The sequence below is a fragment of the Streptomyces sp. NBRC 110028 genome (genome assembly GCF_001417735.1).
GTDB lineage: Bacteria > Actinomycetota > Actinomycetes > Streptomycetales > Streptomycetaceae > Streptomyces.
In genome coordinates this window covers 502,374-523,692 of record NZ_BBUZ01000023.1, presented here as the reverse complement: position 1 = coordinate 523,692, position 21,319 = coordinate 502,374, and the positions used below count along the sequence as shown (strand labels likewise).

The following is a 21,319-nucleotide window of genomic DNA, read 5'->3' as shown; positions in this document are numbered from 1 at the left end:
GTGATCCTATGAGGATGGTATGAGCGGGAGTGTGCGCGCTTGTTGTCCATACCGTCACGGCGGCGGCGGCGCGGCTAGGTGCAGACCTTGCCGTTCTCCGGCACGCGGCCGTTCAGCAGATAGGCGTTCACGGTCGTGCGCACACAGCGGCTGCCGCTGTCGTACGCCCCGTGTCCCTCGCCCTTGTAGGTGAGTTGGACGCCGACCCCGGGCCCGAGTTCGTCGGCCATCTTCCGTGCCCCGGCGTACGGCGTGGCCGGGTCGCCGGTATTGCCGACGATGAGGATGGGGGCGGCGCCGCGGGCGCTGACATCGGGGGTGGTCCAGGCGCCGCGGACGGGCCAGCCGGTGCACTGGGTGAGGCTCCAGGCCATGAAGTCGCCGAACACCGGGGACGCCTGGCGGAAGGCGGGCAGCTTCCGCCGGATGTCGGCCAGGCTGTAGCGCTGTTTGAAGTCGGCGCAGGTGACGGCGTTGAGCGAGGACTGCAGGGTGCTGTAGTCGCCGTTCTCGCCGCGCCCGTTCATGGCGTCGCCCAGGGCCAGCAGGATCCCGCCGTCGCCCTGCTGGGCGGCCGCGATCGCCTGGGTGAGGTACGGCCAGAAGTCCCGTGAGTACAGGGACTGCGCGATGCCTCCGTCGGCCAGCGACTGGGTGAGCTTCCGGTTGCCGCTGCCCGCCACCGGATGCCGGTCCAGGCGCTTCAGCAGCGCCTGGATCCGTGCCTGGGTCGGGCAGCCGGCCCCGGCGGTGGGGCGGCACCCCTTCAGGTAGTCGCCCAGTGCCAGCTGGAACCCCTTCGCCTGGCCGAGGGCGCCCTGCTCGGGGTCCTGGGCGGGGTCCACGACCCCGTCGAACAGCGCCCGGCCCACCTTCTTGGGGTACAGATGGGCGTAGACGCCGCCCAGTTCGGTGCCGTAGGAGACGCCGAAGTAGTGCAGCTCGCGGTCGCCGAGGACGCGGCGCATCACCTCCATGTCGCGGGCGGCGTTGGTGGTGCCGACGTACGGGAGCACCGCACCGGACCGCTTCTCGCACCCGGCGGTGTAGCCCTTGGCCCGGTGCAGCAGGGAGGTCACCTCGGCGGAGTCGTCCGGGGTGGCGTCGGCCGCGTAGAAGGCGTCGAGCTGCCGGTTGCCGAGACAGCGCACCCCCTTGCTGCGGCCGACCCCGCGCGGATCGAAGCTGACCAGGTCATAGCGGGTGCGCAGCTGCTTGTAGGTGCCCGCGAGGGCGGGGAGCGTGGTGACGCCGGAGCCGCCGGGGCCACCGAAGTTGAAGATCAGGGAGCCGATCCGCCTGCCCGGTCCTGTGGCCTTGGCGCGGATCATCGCGATGCCGATGGTGGCGCCGCGCGGTTTGCTGTAGTCGAGCGGGACGTGCAGGGTGGCGCACTGCCACTCCCGGCCCGGGGCCTTGGTGGTCGCCCCGTCCTCGCTGTCGGAGGGGACGGGGCAGGCGGCCCAGTGGAGCTTCTGGCTCGCGGTGGTGTCCGGCCGGCCGGGGTCGCCGCCGCATCCGGCGGTGGCGGCGAGCAGCAGGGCGGCGGCGGACAGCGCACCGGTGCGCAGGGGTCGGGACACGGCGGCTCTCCCTGGGTGGCGGCGTACCGCCATCCTGCGGGCCCCGGCGGGGTAGCGCGCGCACAGCGCGGGCGTACGGGTGAGGCCGTATGACGACCGGCGGGTCTACAGCGACTCCCGGCGGGTGAGGTGGGTGAACGCCACCCAGCCGGGCAGCACCGGCAGCCAGAAGACCATCAGCCGGAACAGCAGCACCGCGGGCGCGGCCGTCTCGTACGGCAGCCCGGCGAAGGTGAGTCCGGCGATCAGGGCGGCCTCGACGGCGCCGACGCCGCCCGGGGTGGGCGCGGCCGACCCCAGGGCGTTGCCCGCGAGGAAGACGACCGCGATGCTCGCGTAGCTCAGCTCGCCGCCGAACGCGCGGATCGACGCGTCGAGGCACATCACGTTGGCCGCGGTCAGCAGCAGCATGCCGCCGATGCCGGCGAGCAGCTTCCGGGGCCGTTGGAGCACGTCCAGCATGCGCGGTACGACGCCCGCGAACAGCGACCGCACCCGGGTGGAGACGAACTTGCGCAGGGCGGGCACCGCGGTGACCACGAGGGTCAGCACGGCGCCCGTCAGCAGCCCGGCGATCACGGTCCGGGACGGTGAGAGCGTCGGGGTGCGCTCGGTGCCGGTGATGTAGCCGAAGATGGCCAGCAGCACGATGTGGCTGGCCAGACCGAACAGCTGCGAGGCGCCGACGCTGGCCACCGCGAGCCCGGACCGCACTCCCGCGCGCTGCAGGAAGCGGGCGTTGAGGGCGACGCCGCCGACCGCCGCGGGGGCCACCAGCTTCACGAACGAGGCGGCGACCTGGGCGAGCACCGTGCGCCCGAAGGGCACCTTCTCGGGGACGAAGCCGAGCAGGCTCAGGGCCGCGGCGATATAGGTGAGCGCGGAGAAGAGGAGCGCGAACACCACCCAGATCCAGTTGGCCTCGCCGACCAGGGCGCCCAGCTTGAGGTGGGTGAACTGGGACAGCAGGAAGTACGCGGCGAAGGCGCCCGCGCAGAAGCTGACCAGGGTGCGCGGCTTGATGCGCTCCAGCCGCACCGGCTCGATCGGCGCCTGCGGCCGCACCAGCAGCACCTGGCGGCGGATCTGGGCGAGCAGATCCTCCTCGCGGGCCTCCTCCAGGGCCTCGTCGAGCGCCCGCTTCTCGGCCTGCTTCTCGGCCTTGGCCGTCTTGCGGTCGCTGACGGCCGGTTCGGCCCTGCGCCCGTCGTCGGCCTCGCCCCGGGCCGCCTCCTGCGCCTCCTCGGCCTCCCGCGCCCTGGCCTCCTTGGCGGCCCGGGACGCCTCCAGCACCGCTTCCCGCTGCCGCTGGGCGCGCTCCCGGGCGAGCTGGCGCAGCGTCGCCCGGGTGGCCCGGCCCAGGGCGAGGGGCTGCAGCAGGGGGAGGCTGTCGGCGACCGCGTCCGGGCCGATGACGTCGACCGCGGCGGACACGGAGCGCTCGGCGCCCACCCGCAGCCCCAGGGTGGTCAGCAGCTGCGCGATGTCCATCCGCAGCACCACGTCACCGGCCGCGATCTCGCCGCCGCTCAGATCCGTCAGGATGACCGCGCCGGAGCGGTCGATCAGCAGGGCGTCGCTGTCCAGCCGCCGGTGGGCGATGCGCCGCGACTGGAGCGCCTGCACCTGGTGCCAGGCCCCGGCCAGCAGCTCATCGGTGATCGCCTGGTCGGGCAGGGCGTGCAGGGGGCGGCCGCCGATGTGCTCGTAGACCAGCATCACGGCGTCCGGGCCCAGCTCGGAGGTGGCGATCAGCTTCGGCGCGTTGGCGCCCGCCGCGATCGCCGCGTACGCGAGCAGCGCCTCCTGCTCCAGCGCCTGGCGCAGCGACTGGAGGCTGCGCGGCGGGGTGATCGTGCGCAGCGTCAGCCGCTGCCAGACGCTGTAGAAGAAGCCCTGGGCCTGCTGTTCGCGGTCCACCACGGTGACGTCCAGCGGCGGCCCGTCCTCCAGGGTGACCATATAGCGGCGGCCCCGGTCGCTGTGGTTGCCGTGCTCGTCGACGGCCTCCTCGGCGCGCGCCGCGCTGACCGGGTTGAAGCCGACCCGGCGCAGCCCGGCGAGCAGGTGCTGGCCGGTGGGCCGGACGTTGGGGGAGCCGACGGCGTAGAGCGTGCCGTAGGCGACGGTCCAGCCGATGAGCACCGTGACGATGATCGAGAACGGGGTGGTGTAGCCGCCGACGAGCACCGCGAACGCGTCGAGCAGCAGCACGCCCCACATGGCCACCCGCCAGCGGGGGCGGCGCGCCATGCCGACGGCCGTCATATAGGCGATGACGGGGGCGAGATAGCCGTGCACGGGATCGCTCAGGGCGCCGCCGGGCGCGGGCTGGGTGAGGGCCTCGCGGATCGAGTCGGGTGCGGCTCTGGCGACCCACAGATCGGTGGCGAGGGAGATGCCGTGGGCGAGGACCGCGGCCAGGACGCCGTCCGCGATCCGCAGCCCGTCCCGTTTGATCAGCCGCTCGATCGCGAACGCCACCGGCAGGACGAGCACGGCGATGCTGGCCGTCAGCCCCGCGAAGTCGATCATCAGCGGGGGCGCCTGGTTGGCGCCGTGGCCGATGTCCTTCTCCAATCCCGCGGTGGTGCCGTGCGCGAAGGCCGCGACGGCCAGGACGATGCCGATGCCCAGCGCGCCGAGCAGCAGCCGCATCAGGTCCGAGGGGCGGTGGACCCGGGCGGGGAGCAGTGGTTCGTCGCCCGAGACCCGTTCGTTGTGCCCCTGCGGACGGTCGGAGCCGCCGTGGTCCTCCGGCTCTTCCCAGCCGTCGGCGCCGCCGGGGTCCTGGGGGCCGTGCGGACCGTCGGTGCCATCGGAGCCGTCCGAGCGCGGCAGCGCCTCAGGGGTGCGGGCCTCCTCTTCAGGAGGCTGCGCACCCTGCTGCTTCGCCGTCTCTTCTTGATCTCGTATCACCAGTCACCGCCCGGAAGATGGTGGCATGCCCGGGCTGCGGAGGAGGGCATCAGGGTGCATTTCGGGGATGTGAGCCTCGGATCGTACGCCCTGTAGTGCGTTCCCGCACAATGAGTGATCGAACCCCTGCCGTCGTCCGCAGAACCTTCGACGGTACCGCGCGGGCGGTGTCGGTGGTGTGGGGCAGGATGGGCGGGATGAGCCGGGAGAGCGAGGAGCGGCGGGCCGCCGACGAGCTGCCCGCGTACGCGGAGCGGGTGCTGGACGTCGCCGAGCTGATCCCGCCGGGCCGGGTGATGACCTACGGGGACATCGCCGAGTGGCTGGAGGAGGGCGGCCCGCGCCAGGTGGGGCGGGTGATGGCCCTCTACGGGGGCGCCGTGCCGTGGTGGCGCGTGGTGCGCGCGGACGGCGCGCTGCTGCCCGGCAGCGAGCTGCGGGCGCTGGACCACTACCGCGCGGAGGGCACTCCGCTGCGCGAGGCGCCGCGCTCCGCCGAGGGCCATGTGCCGAGGATCGACATGCGCCGGGCCCGCTGGGACGGCGTGGAGGGCGCTGGGGGCACGGAGGGCCATGAGGGTACGGAGGGTGCTGACGCCGCGGCGGGATAGAGGTTGTCCACAGCCATTCGGGTGACGCGCCATGGCACATGAGAGGCTGTGCGGCACCCAGTCGACCCACCAGGACCGGCGATCCACGTGAGCTCCTCCTCCTCGTCCCTGCCGCGGCAGCGGCGCGGGCGGCAGCCGCATCCGCGGCAGACGTCCCCGGGCTCGTACCGTCTGGTCCGCCGTCGGCCGGATCCGGTGGTCTCTCCTGTCCTGGACGCACGGCAGCGCTCCGTGGTCGAGCACGAGGGCGGTCCGTTGCTGGTGCTCGCCGGGCCGGGCACCGGAAAGACCACGACGCTCGTGGAGTCCGTCGCCCGGCGGGTGCGCGACGGCGCGGATCCCGAGCGCCTCCTGGTGCTCACCTTCAGCCGCAAGGCCGCCGTCGAGCTGCGCGACCGGATGGCGGCGCGGCTGGGCGGCGCGAGGGGGCCGCGGGCCACCACCTTCCACTCCTTCTGCTACGCGCTGGTCCGCGCCCACCAGGACGTCGACCTGTTCGCCGATCCGCTGCGGCTGCTGTCCGGCCCGGAGCAGGACGTCGTCGTACGGGAACTCCTCGCCGGGCAGGCCGAACTGGAGCGCGCGGGGCGCGCCTCGGCCCGCTGGCCCGACGATCTGCGGGCCTGCCTGACCACCCGCGGCTTCGCCGACGAGGTGCGCGCGGTGCTCGCCCGCAGCCGGGAGCTGGGGCTCGGCCCGCGGTCCCTGGGGGAGTTCGCGGCCCGCACCGGGCGCCCGGACTGGGGTGCGGCGGCGGCCTTCCTGGCCGAGTATCTGGACGTCCTGGACGCCCAGGGGGTGCTGGACTACGCGGAGCTGGTGCACCGCGCGGTGCTGCTCGCCGAGCGGCCGGAGGGAGCGGCGGAGCTGGCCGCCCGCTATGACGCGGTGTTCGTGGACGAGTACCAGGACACGGACGTGGCCCAGGGGCGGCTGCTGCGCGCGCTGGCGGGCGGCGGAAGGACGCTGGTGGCGTTCGGCGACCCCGATCAGTCGATCTACGCCTTCCGGGGCGCCGATGTGAACGGCATCCTCGGCTTCCGGGACGCCTTCCCGCGCGCGGACGGCCGCCCGGCGCCCGTGGAGGTCCTCACCACCTCGCGCCGTTCGGGCGCCCGGCTGCTCGCCGCGACCCGGCTCGTCACCGGCCGGATGCCGCTCACCCGCCTCCCGGCGCACGCCGTGCGCGCCCACCGGGAGCTGAGGGCGGCCCGCGACGGGGGCCGCGTCGAGGTGTTCACGTACCCCACCGCGGGCGCCGAGCTGGACAACGTCGCCGACATCCTGCGCCGCGCCCATCTGGAGGACGGGGTGCCCTGGAGCGAGATGGCCGTCCTGGTGCGCGCCGGGGGGCGCTCGCTCCCGGGTCTGCGCCGGGCGCTCATCTCCGCCGGGGTGCCCATCGAGGTGGACGGCGACGACATCCCGCTGCGCCACGAACCCGCCGTGGCCCCCCTGCTGACGGCGCTGCGGGCCGCCGCCACGGCCGCGCTGCCCGGCTCCGGCGGACTGTCCGCCGCCCTCGGCGTCGAGACCGCCCTCACCCTGCTCACCTCGCCGCTGGGCGGCATGGACACCGCCGATCTGCGCCGCCTCGGCCGCGCCCTGCGCGAGGAGGAGCGGGCCGCGGGCCACGCCGTGCCGCGCCCCTCCGACGTCCTGCTCACCGAGGCGCTGGCCGCGCCCGAGCGGCTGGCCGTCCACGACCCGGCGTACGCGCGCGGCGCCCAGCGGCTCGGTCTGCTGCTGCGCAAGGCGCTGGAGGCGCTGGCCGGCGGCGGCACCGCCGAGCAGGCGCTGTGGGAGCTGTGGGACGGCACGCCCTGGCCCGGGCGGCTGGAGGGCGCCGCGCAGCGCGGCGGGAGCGCCGGGCGCAACGCCGACCGCGACCTGGACGCGGTGTGCGCGCTGTTCGAGACCGCCGCGCGCGCGGAGGAGCGCACCGGCGGCCGCGGCGCGCTCAACTTCCTCGACCAGCTCGACGCCCAGGACATCGCCGCCGACACCCTCTCGCGCCGCCTCGCCCGGACCGACGCCGTGCGGCTGATGACCGCCCACCGCTCCAAGGGGCTGGAATGGCGCCTGGTGGTGGTCGCGGGCGTCCAGGAGGGGCTGTGGCCGGACCTGCGGCGCCGCGGCTCGCTCCTGGAGGCCGACCGGATCGGCCGGGACGGACTCGCCGAGCCGCTGACGCCGGGCGCGCTGCTGGCCGAGGAGCGGCGGCTGTTCTACGTGGCGGCGACCCGCGCCAGGGACCGGCTGGTGGTCACCGCCGTCAAGGCGGCCTCCGAGGACGGCGACCAGCCCTCCCGGTTCCTGACCGAACTGGGCGTCACCCCGGTCGATGTCACCCAGCGGCCGCACCGCCCGCTGTCGGTCGCCGCGCTCGTCGCCGAGCTGCGCGCCACCACTGTCGACCCGGACGCCTCGGACGCCCTGCGGGAGGCCGCCGCGCAGCGGCTGGCCCGCCTCGCTGCGCTGCGCGACGAGGACGGCCGGCCGCTGGTCCCCGCGGCCCACCCCGCCGGCTGGTGGGGCCTGTACGAGCCGACGCACAGCGAGGTGCCGCTGCGCGACCGCGACCGGCCCGTGGCGCTCTCCGGCAGCGCCCTCGACCAGCTCGTCAACACCTGCTCGCTGCAGTGGTTCCTGGGACGCGAGGTCAAGGCGGACGCCCCGTCGACCGCCGCCCAGGGCTTCGGCAACGTCGTCCACGTCCTCGCCGACGAGGTGGCCTCCGGGCGCACCCCGGCCGATCTCGCGGTCCTCATGGAGCGCCTGGACTCCGTATGGGACGCGCTCGCCTTCGACGCCCCCTGGAAGTCGCGGCAGGAGAAGGAGCACGCCCGGGCGGCCCTGGAGCGCTTCCTGCGCTGGCACGTGATGGAGCGCGGTGGCCGCAGGGCGGTCGCCTCCGAGCACGGCTTCGACGTCACCCTGGAGGCCGACGCGTACCAGGTGCGCATCCGCGGCAGCATGGACCGCGTCGAGGCGGACGCCGAGGGGCGTGCGTACGTCGTCGACTTCAAGACCGGCAAGCAGTCCGTGACCCGCGGCGAGGTCGCCCACCACCCCCAGCTGGCGGTCTATCAGCTCGCCGTGCGGGAGGGCGCCGTCGACGGCCTGTTCGGCGGCGACCGGCCCGAACCGGGCGGCGCCGAGCTGGTCCAGCTGCGGCAGGGCGCCGCCAAGAAGGACGGGGGCGAGACCGTCCCCAAGGTCCAGGCCCAGGACCCGCCCGAGGGGGAGTGGGTCGGCGAACTGCTCGCCACCGCGGCCGGTCGCGTCCTCGACGAGCGCTTCGCGCCGAGCACCGGGGCGCACTGCGAGCGCTGCGCGTTCCGCGCCTCGTGCAGCGCCCGCGCGGAGGGCCGCCACGTGGTGGAGTGAGCCACTGGTTGTCGGTGGCGACCGATAGCCTCACTGGAGTGTCAGCCCGCATCACCGATCCCGAGGAGCTCAAGGAGCTGCTCGGGATCCCGTTCACCCCGGAGCAGACGGCGTGCATCACCGCGCCGCCCGCCCCGCAGGTGATCGTCGCCGGAGCGGGCTCCGGCAAGACCACGGTGATGGCCGCGCGCGTCGTCTGGCTGGTGGGCACCGGCCAGGTCGCGCCCGACCAGGTGCTGGGCCTCACGTTCACCAACAAGGCCGCGGGCGAACTGGCCGAGCGGGTGCGGAAGGCGCTGGTCAAGGCGGGCGTCGTGGACCCCGACCCGGATCCGGGGGCCGCCGAGGAGGCCGCGGGCGAGCCCGGGATCTCCACGTACCACGCCTTCGCCGGACAGCTCCTCAAGGAGCACGGGCTGCGCATCGGCCTGGAGCCCAGCGCCCGGCTGCTCGCCGACGCCACCCGCTTCCAGCTCGCCGCGCGCGTGCTGCGCACCGCCCCCGGCCCCTACCCGGCGCTCACCCGCCCCTTCGCCGACCTGGTGACGGACCTGCTCGCGCTCGACGCCGAGCTGGCCGAGCACCTGGTCCCCGCGCAGCGGCTCCACCGTCACGACACCGAGCTGCTGGACACCCTCGACGGGGTGAAGCTGACCAACGACGCGCTGCGCAAGGTGCCCGAGGCCGCCCGCGCGCGCCGTGAGCTGCTCGGGCTCGTCGAGGAGTACCGCGCCGAGAAGCGCCGCCGCGACCTGCTCGACTTCGGCGACCAGATCGCGCTCTCCGCCACCCTGGCCGGCACCGGCCCGGAGGTCGGCCGGATCCTGCGCGAGAATTACGCGGTCGTCCTGCTGGACGAGTACCAGGACACCTCCGTCGCCCAGCGCATGCTGCTGTCGGGTCTGTTCGGCGGCGGCACCGGACACCCCGTCACCGCCGTCGGCGACCCGTGCCAGGCCATCTACGGCTGGCGCGGCGCCTCGGTGGCCAACCTCGACGACTTCCCGGCGCACTTCCCGCACCGGGACGGCAGCCCCGCCCGCCGCTACGCGCTCAGCGAGAACCGGCGCAGCGGCGGCCGCCTGCTCGACCTCGCCAACGGGCTCGCCGCCCCGCTGCGCGCGATGCACCAGGGCGTCGAGGCGCTGCGCCCCGCGCCCGGCGCCGAGCGGGACGGCCTGGTGCGCTGCGCGCTGCTGCCCACCCACGCAGACGAGCTGGCCTGGCTCGCCGACTCGATCGCCCATCTGGTGCGCACCGGCACCCCGCCCGGCGAGATCGCGGTCCTGTGCCGTACGGCCGGTGACTTCGCCGAGATCCAGGGCGCACTGGTGGAGCGTGACGTTCCGGTGGAGGTCGTGGGCCTGTCGGGGCTGCTGCACCTGCCCGAGATCGCCGACCTGGTGGCGGTCTGCGAAGTGCTGCAGGACCCGGGGGCCAACGCGGCGCTGGTCCGGCTGCTCACCGGCCCGCGCTGGCGCATCGGCCCCCGCGACCTGGCGCTGCTCGGCCGCCGTGCCCGCGCGCTCGTCTCCCACGGCCGTCCGGGCGACGCGGAGGACGACCCGGACCGGCGGCTCGCCGAGGCCGTCGAGGGCGTCGACCCGTCGGAGATCATCTCGCTCGCCGACGCCCTCGACACCTTCCTGGACTCCGGCGGCGGCCGGGACGACGGGCTGCCGTTCTCGGCCGAGGCCCGGGTGCGCTTCGCCCGCCTCGCCGCCGAACTGCGCGAGCTGCGGCGCTCGCTGGCCGACCCGCTCATGGACGTCCTCCACCGGGTGCTGGCCACCACCGGTCTGGAGGTGGAGCTGTCCGCCTCGCCGCACGCCCTGGCCGCCCGCCGCCGCGAGACGCTGGGCAACTTCCTGGACATCGCCGCGTCCTTCGCCGCGCAGGCGGGCACGGCCGTGGACGGCGAGGCCACCCTGCAGTCGTTCCTGGGCTTCCTGCGGACCGCCGCACAGTACGAGAAGGGGCTCGACAACGCGCTCCCCGGCGGCGAGAACACGGTCAAGGTGCTCACCGCGCACAAGTCCAAGGGCCTGGAATGGGACGTGGTCGCGGTGCCCGGACTGGTCGCGGGGCGGTTCCCCAGCGAGCAGAGCCGCGAGTCCTGGACCGCGAACGCCCGGGTCCTGCCGCACGCCCTGCGCGGCGACGCCGACACCCTCCCGGAGGTCACCGCCTGGGACGCCAAGGGGCTCACCGCCTTCAAGGACGCCATGAAGGAGCACCAGCGGACGGAGGAACTCCGCCTGGGGTACGTCACCTTCACCCGGCCCCGCTCGCTGCTGCTCGGCTCCGGGCACTGGTGGGGCCCGTCGCAGAAGCGCCGCCGCGGCCCGTCCTCCTTCCTGGAGGCGCTGCGCGCGCACTGTGAGGCCGGTTACGGCGAGGTCGAGGCGTGGGCGGACGAGCCGGAGAAGGACGCGGAGAACCCGGCCCTGCGCGAGGCGGCCGCCGACCGCGCCTGGCCGCTCCCGCTCGACCCCGGCGCCCTGGCCCGCCGCCGCCGGGCCGCGGACTCGGTCCTGGCCCACCTCGCCCGCCTGGAGGCGGCGGACGTCCCGTATGCCGGTGACCCGCACGAGCCGGTTCCGGACGAGGACCCGGTGTGGCCGGAGCCCCCGGACGACCTGTACCCGTACGAGGACGAGGAGGCGTACCCGTACGACGAGGTGTACGACGACCCGTATCCGTACGAGGAAGACCACCCGTACCCGAGCGGCGATCCGTACGACGACCCGTACAGCGACCCGCATGACGCCGGGCCCGCGTACCCCGGCGCGGGTCCCGGGCCGGACGCCGGCCTGGCACCCGAGGAGGCGCGGCTGGCCGACTCCTGGGACCGCGATCTCGACGCGCTCGCCGGGGAATTGCGGCGCGCCCGCGCGACCGTGCACGAGGTGCCCGTACCGCGGACCCTGACCGCCACCCAGCTGATGCGGCTCGCCGCCGACCCGGACGGCTTCGCGCGGGAGCTGGCCCGCCCCATGCCGCGCCCGCCGCGGCCCGCCGCGGCCCGGCGCGGCACCCGGTTCCACGCCTGGGTCGAGTCCCGCTTCGAGGCGCTGCCGCTGCCGTTCCTCGGCCCGGACGAGCTGCCGGGCGGCGAGGACGACGAGCCGGAGATCGCGGACGAACGGGACCTGGCGGCGCTCAAGGAGGCGTTCGCGCGCACGCCGTACGCCCGGCGCACCCCGTACCGCGTCGAGGTGCCGTTCCAGCTGACCCTGGCGGGCCGGACCGTGCGCGGCCGGATCGACGCCGTCTACCGGGAGGCCGCGGCGGGCGCCGGGGGCGGCCACCGCTTCGAGATCATCGACTGGAAGACCGGCCGGTCCAGGGACGCCGACCCGCTCCAGCTGGCCATCTACCGGCTGGCCTGGGCCGAACAGCACGATCTGCCGCTGTCGGCGGTCTCGGCGGCGTTCCTCCATGTGCGCAGCGGGGAGATCGTGCGCCCGGCGGAGCTGCCCGGCCGGGCGGAGCTGGAACGCATCCTGACCGGCGAACCGGAGGCCGGGACGGCCGACGGCGCTGCCGAAGATGTCCGTAAGGCTTTCACCGACGTCGAACCATGACCGAGGGCGACCGCGGATGAGCGGCCCGGAGACCGGGGCTCTCGTCCTTTCGCGCGCCGGATAGGCTCACATCCATGAGCACCGCCCCGGACACGGACAACGCCGTCCGCGCCTTCGTCGCCCGCGAGTACGCCGCCTTCCTCGACGAGCTCGGCGCGTGGCTGCGCATACCCTCCGTATCCGCCGACCCCGCGCGCGCCGGTGACGTCCGCCGCAGCGCCCAGTGGCTCGCGTCGCACCTCACCGCGACCGGCTTCCCGGAGGTCGAGATCTGGGAGACGCCCGGCGCCCCGGCGGTGTTCGCCGCGTGGCCGTCCGGTGACCCGGAGGCCCCCACGGTGCTCGTCTACGGGCACCACGACGTCCAGCCCGCCGCCCGCGAGGACGGCTGGCACACCGACCCGTTCGACCCGGTCGTCAAGGACGGCAGGCTGTACGCGCGCGGCGCCGCCGACGACAAGGGGCAGGTCCTCTTCCACACCCTGGGGGTGCGCGCCCATCTGGCCGCGACCGGCCGCTCCGCGCCCGCCGTCAACCTCAAGCTGCTGATCGAGGGCGAGGAGGAGTCGGGATCCCCGCACTTCCCCGAGCTGATCCGGGCACACGCCGGGCGGCTCGCCTGCGACACCGTGATCGTCTCCGACACCGGCATGTGGTCCGAGGACACCCCGACCGTCTGCACCGGCATGCGGGGCCTCACCGACTGCCAGATCGACCTGTACGGGCCGGACCAGGACATCCACTCCGGCTCGTTCGGCGGCGCGGTGCCCAACCCGGCCACCGAGGCCGCCCGGCTGGCCGCCGCGCTGCACCACGACGACCGCACGGTGGCCGTCCCCGGCTTCTACGACGGTGTGCTGGAGCTGACCGACCGCGAGCGCGAACTGTTCGCCGAACTGCCCTTCGACGAGGCGGGCTGGCTGCGCACCGCGCATTCGCACGGCCTGCTCGGAGAGGCCGGGTACACCACCCTGGAGCGGATCTGGGCCCGCCCGACCGCGGAGGTCAACGGCATCGGCGGGGGCTACCAGGGGCCGGGCGGGAAGACCATCGTGCCGTCCACCGCCCGGCTGAAGCTGTCCTTCCGGCTGGTGGCCGGTCAGGACACGGAGAAGGTCCAGCAGTCCGTGCGGGAGTGGGCCGCCGCGTCCCTCCCGGCCGGGATCCGGCACGAGATCACCTTCTGGGGCGCGACCCGCCCCTGCCTGACCCCTTTGGACCACCCCGCCCTCCAGTCCCTGGTACGGGCCATGGGGCGGGCGTTCGACCAGAAGATCCGCTTCACCCGCGAGGGCGGATCGGGACCGGCGGCCGACCTGCGGGACGTCCTGGGCGCCCCGGTGCTCTTCCTGGGCATCTCGGTGCCGTCCGACGGCTGGCACGCGCCCAACGAGAAGGTCGAACTGGACCTGCTCGTGAAGGGCGCCGAGACGGCCGCCCACCTCTGGGCCGATCTCGCGGAGAATGGACCCGTATAGCCCTCACATGTCCGTAAACCACCCGTTTCGCAGGGGAAGTTGGAAGCAGCCGTGACCACCTGGACCGAGCGCGCCGCCACCCGGCCGATCACGCTCAGCGCCCCGAGCGGCGTCGACCGCGCGGCGCACCACCGATTGGACGAGGCATGGCTGGCCGCGGCGTGGAGCCACCCGACGACGCGGGTCTTCGTGGTCTCCGGAGGCCAGGCCCTGGTCGACGACACCCCGGACGGTCGCACCGAGCTGGTCATGACGCCGGCCTTCGAGGCCCCGCCCACCGAGACCCACCGCTACTTCCTGGGCACCGACGAGGACGGGGTGCGCTACTTCGCCCTGCAGAAGGACACCCTGCCGGGCCGCATGGACCAGTCCGCGCGCCCCGCGGGGCTGCGTGAGGCGGGCTCGCTGCTGTCCGAGCGCGACGTGGGGCTGCTGGTGCACGCGGTCGCGCTGGAGAACTGGCAGCGGCTGCACCGCTTCTGCTCCCGCTGCGGCGAGCGCACGGTCATCGCGGCGGCGGGCCACATCCGCCGCTGCCCGGCCTGCGGCGCCGAGCACTACCCGCGCACCGACCCGGCCGTGATCATGCTGGTGACGGACGAGCTGGACCGTGCGCTGCTGGGCCGTCAGGTGCACTGGCCGGAGGGGCGCTTCTCGACGCTCGCGGGCTTCGTGGAGCCGGGGGAGTCGATCGAGCAGGCGGTGGTCCGCGAGGTGGCCGAGGAGGCGGGCGTCCGGGTCGGGGAGGTCGAGTACGTCGCCAGCCAGCCCTGGCCGTTCCCGTCCAGCCTGATGCTCGGCTTCATGGCCCGGGCCACGTCCTCGACGATCCAGGTGGACGGTGAGGAGATCCACGAGGCGCGCTGGTTCTCCCGGGACGATCTGCGCACCGCGATCGAGTCCGGCGAGGTGCTGCCCCCGTCCGGCATCTCGATCGCGGCCCGCCTGATCGAGCTGTGGTACGGCGAGCCGCTGCCGCGCGGCTGACCGCCGTTTCGTGCCCGGCTACGGGCCTGTCAGGCCCCGACCTTGGCCTTCACCTGGGCGAGGGAGGGGTTCGTGAGGGTCGAACCATCGGGGAAGAGAACGGTGGGGACCGTCTGGTTGCCGCCGTTCGCCTTCTCGACGAAGGCCGCGGACTCCGGGTCCTGCTCGATGTTGATCTCGGTGTACGCGATCCCCTCGCGGTCCATCTGGCCCTTGAGCCGGCGGCAGTAGCCGCACCAGGTGGTGCTGTACATCGTCACAGTGCCGGACATCGGTCTTCGCTCTCCTCGGGGTCGTGTCGTGGTGGGCACAGGGTGAACGTTCACCTTCCGCCGCTCATTCCCGGCGTTCCCGGCGTTCATATGACCGCATGGTCACGGCTGTGGACAACCGGCGCGGTGGTCCCGGGGGACCTGGCAGCATGGCGGGGTGACACCAGCAACGCACTCCACTCTCTTCCCGCAGGTCTCCACGCCGGGCGCCTACGAGGCCACGCCGCGTGACGCCGACGCGGTGCTCGAGGGGCTCGACCCCGAGCAGCGCGAGGTGGCGACGGCCCTGCACGGGGCGGTGTGTGTGCTGGCCGGGGCGGGCACCGGCAAGACCCGGGCGATCACCCACCGGATCGCCTATGGGGTGCGGGCGGGCATCCTCCAGCCCGCCAGCGTGCTGGCCGTCACCTTCACCAACCGCGCGGCGGGCGAGATGCGCGGTCGACTGCGGCAGCTCGGCGCGGGCGGAGTGCAGGCGCGCACCTTCCACTCGGCCGCGCTGCGCCAGCTCCAGTATTTCTGGCCCAAGGCGGTCGGCGGCGAGGTGCCGCGGCTGGCCGAGCGCAAGGTGCAGCTGGTGGCCGAGGCCGCCGCGCGCTGCCGGGTCCGGCTGGACCGTAATGAGTTGCGGGATGTGACCGGCGAGATCGAATGGTCGAAGGTCACCCAGACCGTGCCCGAGGACTATCCGGCGGCGGCCGCCAAGGCCGGCCGGGAAGCCCCCCGCGACCCGGTCGAGATCGGCCGGATCTACGCCGGGTACGAGCAGCTGAAGCGCGACCGCGGCGTGATCGACTTCGAGGATGTGCTGCTGCTCACGGTCGGCGTACTGGAGGAGCGGCCGGACATCGCGGATCAGGTGCGCCGCCAGTACCAGCACTTCGTGGTCGACGAGTACCAGGACGTCAGCCCGCTCCAGCAGCGGCTGCTGGAGCTGTGGCTCGGCGAGCGGCAGAGCCTGTGCGTGGTCGGCGACGCCAGCCAGACCATCTACTCCTTCACCGGCGCCACCCCCGACCACCTGCTGGACTTCCGCACCCGCCACCCCGGCGCCACGGTGGTCAAGCTCATCCGGGACTACCGCTCCACCCCCCAGGTCGTGCACCTGGCCAACGGGCTGCTGTCCCAGGCCCGCGGCCGGGCCGCGGAGCACCGGCTGGAGCTGGTCTCGCAGCGCGACCCGGGCCCCGAGCCGGTCTACACCGCCTATGCCGACGAGCCCGCCGAGGCCGAGGGCACCGCCCGCCGGATCCGCGAGCTGATCACCCCGGCCGGGCAGGGCGGCGCCGGCGTCCCGCCCAGCCAGGTCGCGGTCCTCTACCGGGTCAACGCCCAGTCCGAGCTGTACGAGCAGGCGCTGGCCGACGCCCAGGTGCCCTATCAGCTGCGCGGCGCCGAGCGGTTCTTCGAGCGGCCCGAGGTCCGCGAGGCGGGGATGCTGCTGCGCGGCGCGGCGCGCGCCGGAAGCGCCGACCCGGTGCTGTCGGACGAGGACGTGCCGTCCCAGGTGCGGGCCGTGCTCGGCACCCGCGGCTGGACGGCCGAGCCGCCCGCGGGCTCCGGAGCGGTCCGCGACCGCTGGGAGTCGCTGGCCGCCCTGGTGCGGCTCGCGGAGGACTTCGTCCGGGGCAGGCCCGGGGCCACCCTCTCCGATCTGGTGGCGGAGCTGGACGAGCGGGCGGCCGCCCAGCACGCCCCGACCGTGGAGGGTGTGACGCTCGCCTCACTCCACGCCGCCAAGGGCCTGGAGTGGGACGCGGTGTTCCTGGTGGGGCTGACGGAGGGCATGATGCCGATCACCTACGCCAAGACCGATCAGCAGATCGAGGAGGAGCGGCGGCTCCTCTATGTGGGCGTCACCCGGGCCCGCCGCCATCTGAGCCTGTCGTGGGCGCTCTCGCGGGCGCCCGGCGGCCGTGCCTCCCGCAGGCCCACCCGCTTTCTCAATGGGCTGCGGCCCGGCTCCGCGGCGCCCGCCGCCCGGATGCCCGGCGGGGGCGGCGGAATCGAGCGCGGCTCCGGGCCGGGCGCCCCGGTGCGCAAGCGGCGCGCCCCGGTGCACTGCCGGGTCTGTGGCAGGACGCTGACCGACGCGGGCGAGATGAAGCTGATGCGCTGCGAGGACTGCCCCTCGGAGCTGGACGAGGCGCTGTACGAGCGGCTGCGTGACTGGCGGGCCGAGCAGGCCGGGCTACTCGGCCAGCCGGCCTTTTGCGTTTTCACCGACAAGACCCTGCTCGCCATTGCCGAGGCCGTGCCGGGAACCGAATCGGAGCTGTCCGGCATCTCCGGTGTCGGAAGACGGAAACTCGGCAGGTTCGGCGCCGACGTTCTCGCGCTGTGCGCGGGCCGGGAACTGCCCTCGGCGCACGACGGTGACGAGAGCACCGAGGGCGAGGGAACCCAACCGGGTGACCCCGCGGAAAACTCGACGGAAAAATAGTTTGCGCGCGCGGACGGCATACCCATAGCCTTCCCAGCACGGAGACAGCGGCCCTTCCGGGAACCGAGGAATCCGTGTTGTACTACGTAAGTCCGGACCGGTTCCCCCTGGTCCCTGAGACGCCGAGAGGAGGCGAAGACCAATGATCAGCTTCATGGAGACCATCAAAATGACCGATCGATCGGTCGTCGCCGCCTGCCCGCTCGGCTCCTCGCTTCCCGGCACCGGTATGCCCGGCGCCAATGAAGCGCGTCTCAGCGAGCGCAGTGGGCGACCGATCCAGGCACCTGCGGTAGCGGCAGCGGCACGGGCATTCGCCTATGCCCTGGCGGCCAATGGTGCCGGATCCCGGACGACGCAGCAGCACCACGACACGTGGGCCTTCCGCAGGCTCGAACCCTGGAGTTATCCAGCCTGATTCAGGATCAGGTCGGCACCTTCCAGGGCCGCGGAACCCACACCGGGATCCGCGGTCCTTTTGATTTGCCAGCGCCCGGCCACGAGCCGGACCGAACAGACGAGGAACACACCACCGTGCAACTCAACACGCACGCCCCGTCCGCAGAGACCGACCTGAACCGCCCGCCTGACTCCTCGGAGGACCCCTTGACCACCCCGCTCACCGCCCTCACCGAGCTCGACGAGGCCATCGAGAACCTGGGCGTAGCCGTCCCGTGCCGCTCCTACGACCCGGAGGTCTTCTTCGCGGAGTCGCCGGCCGACGTCGAGTACGCCAAGTCGCTGTGCCAGACCTGTCCGCTGCGCGAGGCCTGCCTCGCCGGTGCGAAAGACCGCCGCGAGCCGTGGGGCGTCTGGGGCGGCGAGCTGTTCGTCCAGGGCGTCGTCGTGGCCCGCAAGCGGCCGCGTGGCCGCCCGCGCAAGAACCCGGTCGCGGCATGAGCACCCCCGGCACCATCGATCGCCCAGCGACGCACGACCCCATGAAACAGGTCCCGACGATGACCCCACCGGTCTCCGACACACCCACACGCCCTCACTCCGGTGCGCCCGAGTCGCGCCAGAACAGGACCCGAGAGATGCAACTCATCCCAGAAGCCCTGGCGCGTGCGCATATGCGCCTGCAGCGCCGTGCGGAGCGGGCCTCGCTCCGCGCCCGGCGGGCGCTGGCCACCGCGGTCATGTCCTGACGCGGCCACGCGCCGGGACCAGGGGCCCCTAGGGATACGAAGGAATACCAAGGGATACGAGGGCCGGTCCGATGCGGACCGGCCCTTCGGCCGTCCCCGTGATCAGGCCGAGGTCCCCGCGTCCTCCGCCTTCTGGACGCCCTCGGTCTCCTCCGCCTCGCCGGTCTCCTCGGTCTCATCCGGCTCGGCGGTCTCGTCCGGCTCATCGGTCTCGTCCGGCTCGGCGAAGCCGGTCACCCAGGCTTCGAGCTCATCCCGCAGCCGCACCGTGGCACCCAGCTGGCACAGCACCCCGATCGTGCTCAGCGTCACCCGGTGGATCAGCAGATAGGCGGGCGGCAGATTGAGCTGGTTGCCCAGCTCGTGGACGGGTGAACTGCGATCCGCCATCCGGGCCGCCTGGCGCCGTATCCACTGCCTCTCGAAGTGGAACGCGTCGACCTGGGCCGGTTCGAGCATCGGCAGCAGGAACTCCAGCAGCGCGTCCGGATCCAGCTCGATCGTCGGCTTGACGAAGCCCTCACCCCGCATCAGGTCGTAGACCCCCGCGGCGTCACCCTCCAGCGCCATCCGCAGCGCGATGCCGATGGGCTCGGGCAGCCCGCCGGGGAGCCGGTCCACCGAGCCGAAGTCCAGGACGCCCAGCTTCCACTTCTCCGGCGGCCCGTCCGGGGCATCCCCGGTGAGCAGCCGGAAGTTACCGGGGTGCGGATCGGCGTGCAGCAGACCGGTGCGGGACGCCCCCGAGAACAGAAAGCGGGCCAGCAGCTGACCGGCCCGGTCACGCTCCTCGGGCCTGCCCTCGGCGATCACCTCGGAGAGCGGTATGCCCTCCAGCCATTCGGTGATCAGCACCTGATCGCTCTGGTGCACCACCTCGGGCACCACGATCTCCGTGTCCTCGGCATACTCCGTCACATGGGCGCGCTGGGACTCGGCTTCCAGCTCGTAGTCCAGCTCCTCGGCCACCCGGTCGCGCAGCTCCGCGATCAGCGGCTTGATGTCCATGCCCGGCACCAGCGGCCCCAGCATCCGGGCGAACCGGCTCAGCTGGGCGAGGTCGGACAGCAGCGCCTCACCCGCCCCCGGGTACTGCACCTTGACCGCGACCTCGCGCCCGTCGTGCCAGATCGCCCGGTGCACCTGGCCGATCGAGGCGGCCGCCGCCGGCTTGTCCTCGAACTCCAGGAACAGCTCCTGCCAGTCCGGGCCGAGCCGCTCCTCCAGCGCCGCGTGGACCGTACTGGTGGGCATGGGCGGCGCGGCCTCCTGGAGCTTGGTGAGGGCCGCCCGGTAGGGTTTCGCGATCTCCTCGGGCAGCGCCGATTCGAAGACCGACATCGCCTGGCCGAGCTTCATCGCCCCGCCCTTGAGCTCGCCGAGGACCTTGAACATCTGCTCGGCGGTGCGCTGCTGCATCTCGCGAGCGACGATCTCCGCCGGTCGCCCTCCTATCCGCTTCCCCAGCCCCCAGGTGGCGCGCCCCGCGAATCCCAAGGGCAGCGCCGCCAGTTTGGCGGTGCGGGTGATCGCCTTGCGCGGCAGATCGGACATGCGCCCTCCAAGTACAGCTGAGCCATCCCGGGAGGCAGCCTCCCGGACCCCCGTCGCCCACTCCGCGGACGTCGGTCACCCGCACATTGTGGCGTGCGGTCTCTCCGCGGCCGAGGCGTATACCGCATCATCTCGCCCGGCCGCTCCGCACTCGCATCCGGGATGCGCCTCGACGCGCTCGGCCTGCCAGGACAGGGCCGGCAGCGCCAGCTCCCAGCGGGCCGCCGCGGCACCCCCGGACGGTCCGCCGTCGAGGAAGGCCAGCGCCCGGGACGCGGTGAGCCCGGCCACCACCGCGGCCAGCGCCGTGTCACAGGCGGGCGCGGATCCACGGCGGCCGGAGCGCCACTGGGCCAGCATCCGCGGCCACACCGGCTCCCGCTCGGCGCGGGCCGCCGCGGCGCAGCCGGCGCAGGGAGTGAGGCCCGGCAGGACCAGCGGCCCCACCACCCCGGTGGCCTCGATCACCCCCGCGTACAGATGAGGGGTGCCGGAGGCGAGCAGCGGCCCGGCCGCCGAGGGATCCGGTGCGTACGCCGCGAGCCCGTCGCGCGGGGCGATCACCACCAGGACCAGCCCCGGCTCCCCGCCGGGCGGGGGCTCCCCGGCCCGCGGGCGCGGCCGCGGGGCCGGCGCCGCCCGGCGCACCAGCCGGCGGGCGGCCACCTCCCGCCGCTCCCCGATCTGCTCCGCGGACAGCCCGCCGGGCGCCACGTCCCACGGCTCGACACAGCCCCCGTCCACCACATCGACCTGCCCGACCCCCGAGGCGGACAGCACCGCGGCGACCGCCGCCCCGACCCGCCCCGCACCGCGCACCTGCACCCGCGTCGCCCGCCGCGCGGCGAGCAGCCGCGCCGCCGCCCCCGGCTCCGGATGCAGCACCGACAGCCCCGCCGCGTCCGGCCGCAGCCGGTCGAGGGCCGGGCCGGGGCCGCTCGCCGCGGCGGCGAGCGGGCCGCCGGGTCTCGTATCGTCCAGCAGCCCGGCCGCCGTCAGCCGGTCCAGCAGCTCATCGGCCCGCCCCTCCGGCAGCCCGAGGGCCTGGGCCTCCTGCCGCAGCAGGGGCAGCCCGCGGGTGCCGTCGAGCAGCTCCAGAAAGCTGCCCGTCGCCGTGTCCAGCGGGCCCACCACCACCGCATGCGCCCGGGCCACCCCGAACTGCACCGTGTCCCGGCTCCGCCAGCCGCGCCGCAGCGCGGGCTTGAGCATGGGATGCATCGCCGCCCCCTTCGTCGATGTGCGGCACCCGCCGGTGCCGCATCGCCTCGTCGAACGGTTCACAGCATGCGCCCCGCCGCCCACTCGCCGCCGAAAGTTATCCACAGCCTGTGTTGATAGTCGTAC

The 21,319-nt window shown here is 74.0% G+C and carries 14 protein-coding genes; 9 read left to right on the top strand and 5 right to left on the bottom strand.

What is annotated here, in order from left to right; translation table 11 throughout:
• Window positions 1–74 precede the first annotated feature (74 nt).
• Both ASC60_RS07410 and ASC60_RS07405 read right to left on the bottom strand, forming a co-directional pair.
• Complete coding sequence (locus ASC60_RS07410; protein ID WP_055548025.1) at window positions 75–1,616, bottom strand: alpha/beta hydrolase; 1,542 nt, start codon at window positions 1,614–1,616, stop codon at window positions 75–77.
• 72 nt (window positions 1,617–1,688) lie between these two features.
• On the bottom strand, window positions 1,689–4,502 hold the full coding sequence (locus ASC60_RS07405; RefSeq protein WP_055548023.1) for a lysylphosphatidylglycerol synthase transmembrane domain-containing protein: 2,814 nt from the start codon (window positions 4,500–4,502) through the stop codon (window positions 1,689–1,691).
• Between the two features lie 188 nt (window positions 4,503–4,690).
• On the opposite strand from ASC60_RS07405, the gene ASC60_RS07400 reads away from it, so the two are divergent.
• The 5 genes from ASC60_RS07400 (at window position 4,691) to nudC (ending at window position 14,555) form a co-directional block, all read left to right on the top strand.
• Window positions 4,691–5,113 carry an MGMT family protein gene (locus ASC60_RS07400; RefSeq protein ID WP_370592899.1) on the top strand — a complete coding sequence of 141 codons (423 nt, stop codon included), beginning with the start codon at window positions 4,691–4,693 and terminating at the stop codon, window positions 5,111–5,113.
• A gap of 87 nt (window positions 5,114–5,200) precedes the next feature.
• Window positions 5,201–8,503: an ATP-dependent DNA helicase gene (locus ASC60_RS07395; RefSeq protein WP_055548019.1), complete on the top strand. Its 3,303-nt coding sequence runs from the start codon at window positions 5,201–5,203 to the stop codon at window positions 8,501–8,503.
• Window positions 8,504–8,541: 38 nt separating this feature from the next.
• Complete coding sequence (locus tag ASC60_RS07390; protein ID WP_055548017.1) at window positions 8,542–12,090, top strand: ATP-dependent DNA helicase; 3,549 nt, start codon at window positions 8,542–8,544, stop codon at window positions 12,088–12,090.
• 74 nt (window positions 12,091–12,164) lie between these two features.
• Window positions 12,165–13,568 carry a dipeptidase gene (locus ASC60_RS07385; RefSeq protein WP_055548015.1) on the top strand — a complete coding sequence of 468 codons (1,404 nt, stop codon included), beginning with the start codon at window positions 12,165–12,167 and terminating at the stop codon, window positions 13,566–13,568.
• 51 nt (window positions 13,569–13,619) lie between these two features.
• Window positions 13,620–14,555: an NAD(+) diphosphatase gene (gene nudC, locus ASC60_RS07380; protein WP_055548013.1), complete on the top strand. Its 936-nt coding sequence runs from the start codon at window positions 13,620–13,622 to the stop codon at window positions 14,553–14,555.
• A 29-nt stretch (window positions 14,556–14,584) separates the two neighbouring features.
• On the opposite strand, the gene ASC60_RS07375 is transcribed toward nudC, so the two are convergent.
• Window positions 14,585–14,827: a mycoredoxin gene (locus ASC60_RS07375; protein ID WP_037952302.1), complete on the bottom strand. Its 243-nt coding sequence runs from the start codon at window positions 14,825–14,827 to the stop codon at window positions 14,585–14,587.
• 157 nt (window positions 14,828–14,984) lie between these two features.
• Here ASC60_RS07375 and ASC60_RS07370 point away from each other — a divergent pair, with 157 nt between their 5' ends.
• From ASC60_RS07370 to ASC60_RS07360, 4 genes are all read left to right on the top strand, one after another.
• Complete coding sequence (locus tag ASC60_RS07370) at window positions 14,985–17,270, top strand: ATP-dependent DNA helicase UvrD2 (protein WP_055548011.1); 2,286 nt, start codon at window positions 14,985–14,987, stop codon at window positions 17,268–17,270.
• Window positions 17,271–17,412: 142 nt separating this feature from the next.
• The gene (locus ASC60_RS38880; RefSeq protein ID WP_079038238.1) at window positions 17,413–17,688 is read left to right on the top strand and encodes a hypothetical protein; all 276 of its coding nucleotides are present in this window, start codon (window positions 17,413–17,415) and stop codon (window positions 17,686–17,688) included.
• A 116-nt stretch (window positions 17,689–17,804) separates the two neighbouring features.
• Window positions 17,805–18,170 carry a WhiB family transcriptional regulator gene (locus ASC60_RS07365; protein ID WP_055548008.1) on the top strand — a complete coding sequence of 122 codons (366 nt, stop codon included), beginning with the start codon at window positions 17,805–17,807 and terminating at the stop codon, window positions 18,168–18,170.
• Window positions 18,167–18,418, top strand: a complete 252-nt coding sequence (locus tag ASC60_RS07360) for a hypothetical protein (RefSeq protein WP_055548006.1) — start codon at window positions 18,167–18,169, stop codon at window positions 18,416–18,418. Before ASC60_RS07365 ends, ASC60_RS07360 begins: the two co-directional genes overlap by 4 nt.
• A 102-nt stretch (window positions 18,419–18,520) precedes the next feature.
• Here ASC60_RS07360 and ASC60_RS07355 read toward each other — a convergent pair whose 3' ends face one another.
• Both ASC60_RS07355 and ASC60_RS07350 read right to left on the bottom strand, forming a co-directional pair.
• Entirely contained in the window at window positions 18,521–19,972 is a 1,452-nt protein-coding gene (locus ASC60_RS07355; RefSeq protein WP_055548004.1) for an AarF/ABC1/UbiB kinase family protein, read from the bottom strand.
• Between the two features lie 75 nt (window positions 19,973–20,047).
• Window positions 20,048–21,193, bottom strand: a complete 1,146-nt coding sequence (locus ASC60_RS07350) for a ThiF family adenylyltransferase (RefSeq protein ID WP_055548002.1) — start codon at window positions 21,191–21,193, stop codon at window positions 20,048–20,050.
• Window positions 21,194–21,319 lie beyond the last annotated feature (126 nt).

Excerpts from the sequence above, each read along its gene's own strand:
- ASC60_RS07410 (WP_055548025.1), bottom strand. The coding sequence starts at position 1,616 with ATGGCGGTACGCCGCCACCCAGGGAGAGCCGCCGTGTCCCGACCCCTG.
- ASC60_RS07400 (WP_370592899.1), top strand. The coding sequence starts at position 4,691 with ATGGGCGGGATGAGCCGGGAGAGCGAGGAGCGGCGGGCCGCCGACGAG.
- ASC60_RS07385 (WP_055548015.1), top strand. The coding sequence starts at position 12,165 with ATGAGCACCGCCCCGGACACGGACAACGCCGTCCGCGCCTTCGTCGCC.
- ASC60_RS07375 (WP_037952302.1), bottom strand. The coding sequence starts at position 14,827 with ATGTCCGGCACTGTGACGATGTACAGCACCACCTGGTGCGGCTACTGC.
- ASC60_RS38880 (WP_079038238.1), top strand. The coding sequence starts at position 17,413 with ATGATCAGCTTCATGGAGACCATCAAAATGACCGATCGATCGGTCGTC.
- ASC60_RS07360 (WP_055548006.1), top strand. The coding sequence starts at position 18,167 with ATGAGCACCCCCGGCACCATCGATCGCCCAGCGACGCACGACCCCATG.
- ASC60_RS07355 (WP_055548004.1), bottom strand. The coding sequence starts at position 19,972 with ATGTCCGATCTGCCGCGCAAGGCGATCACCCGCACCGCCAAACTGGCG.
- ASC60_RS07350 (WP_055548002.1), bottom strand. The coding sequence starts at position 21,193 with ATGCATCCCATGCTCAAGCCCGCGCTGCGGCGCGGCTGGCGGAGCCGG.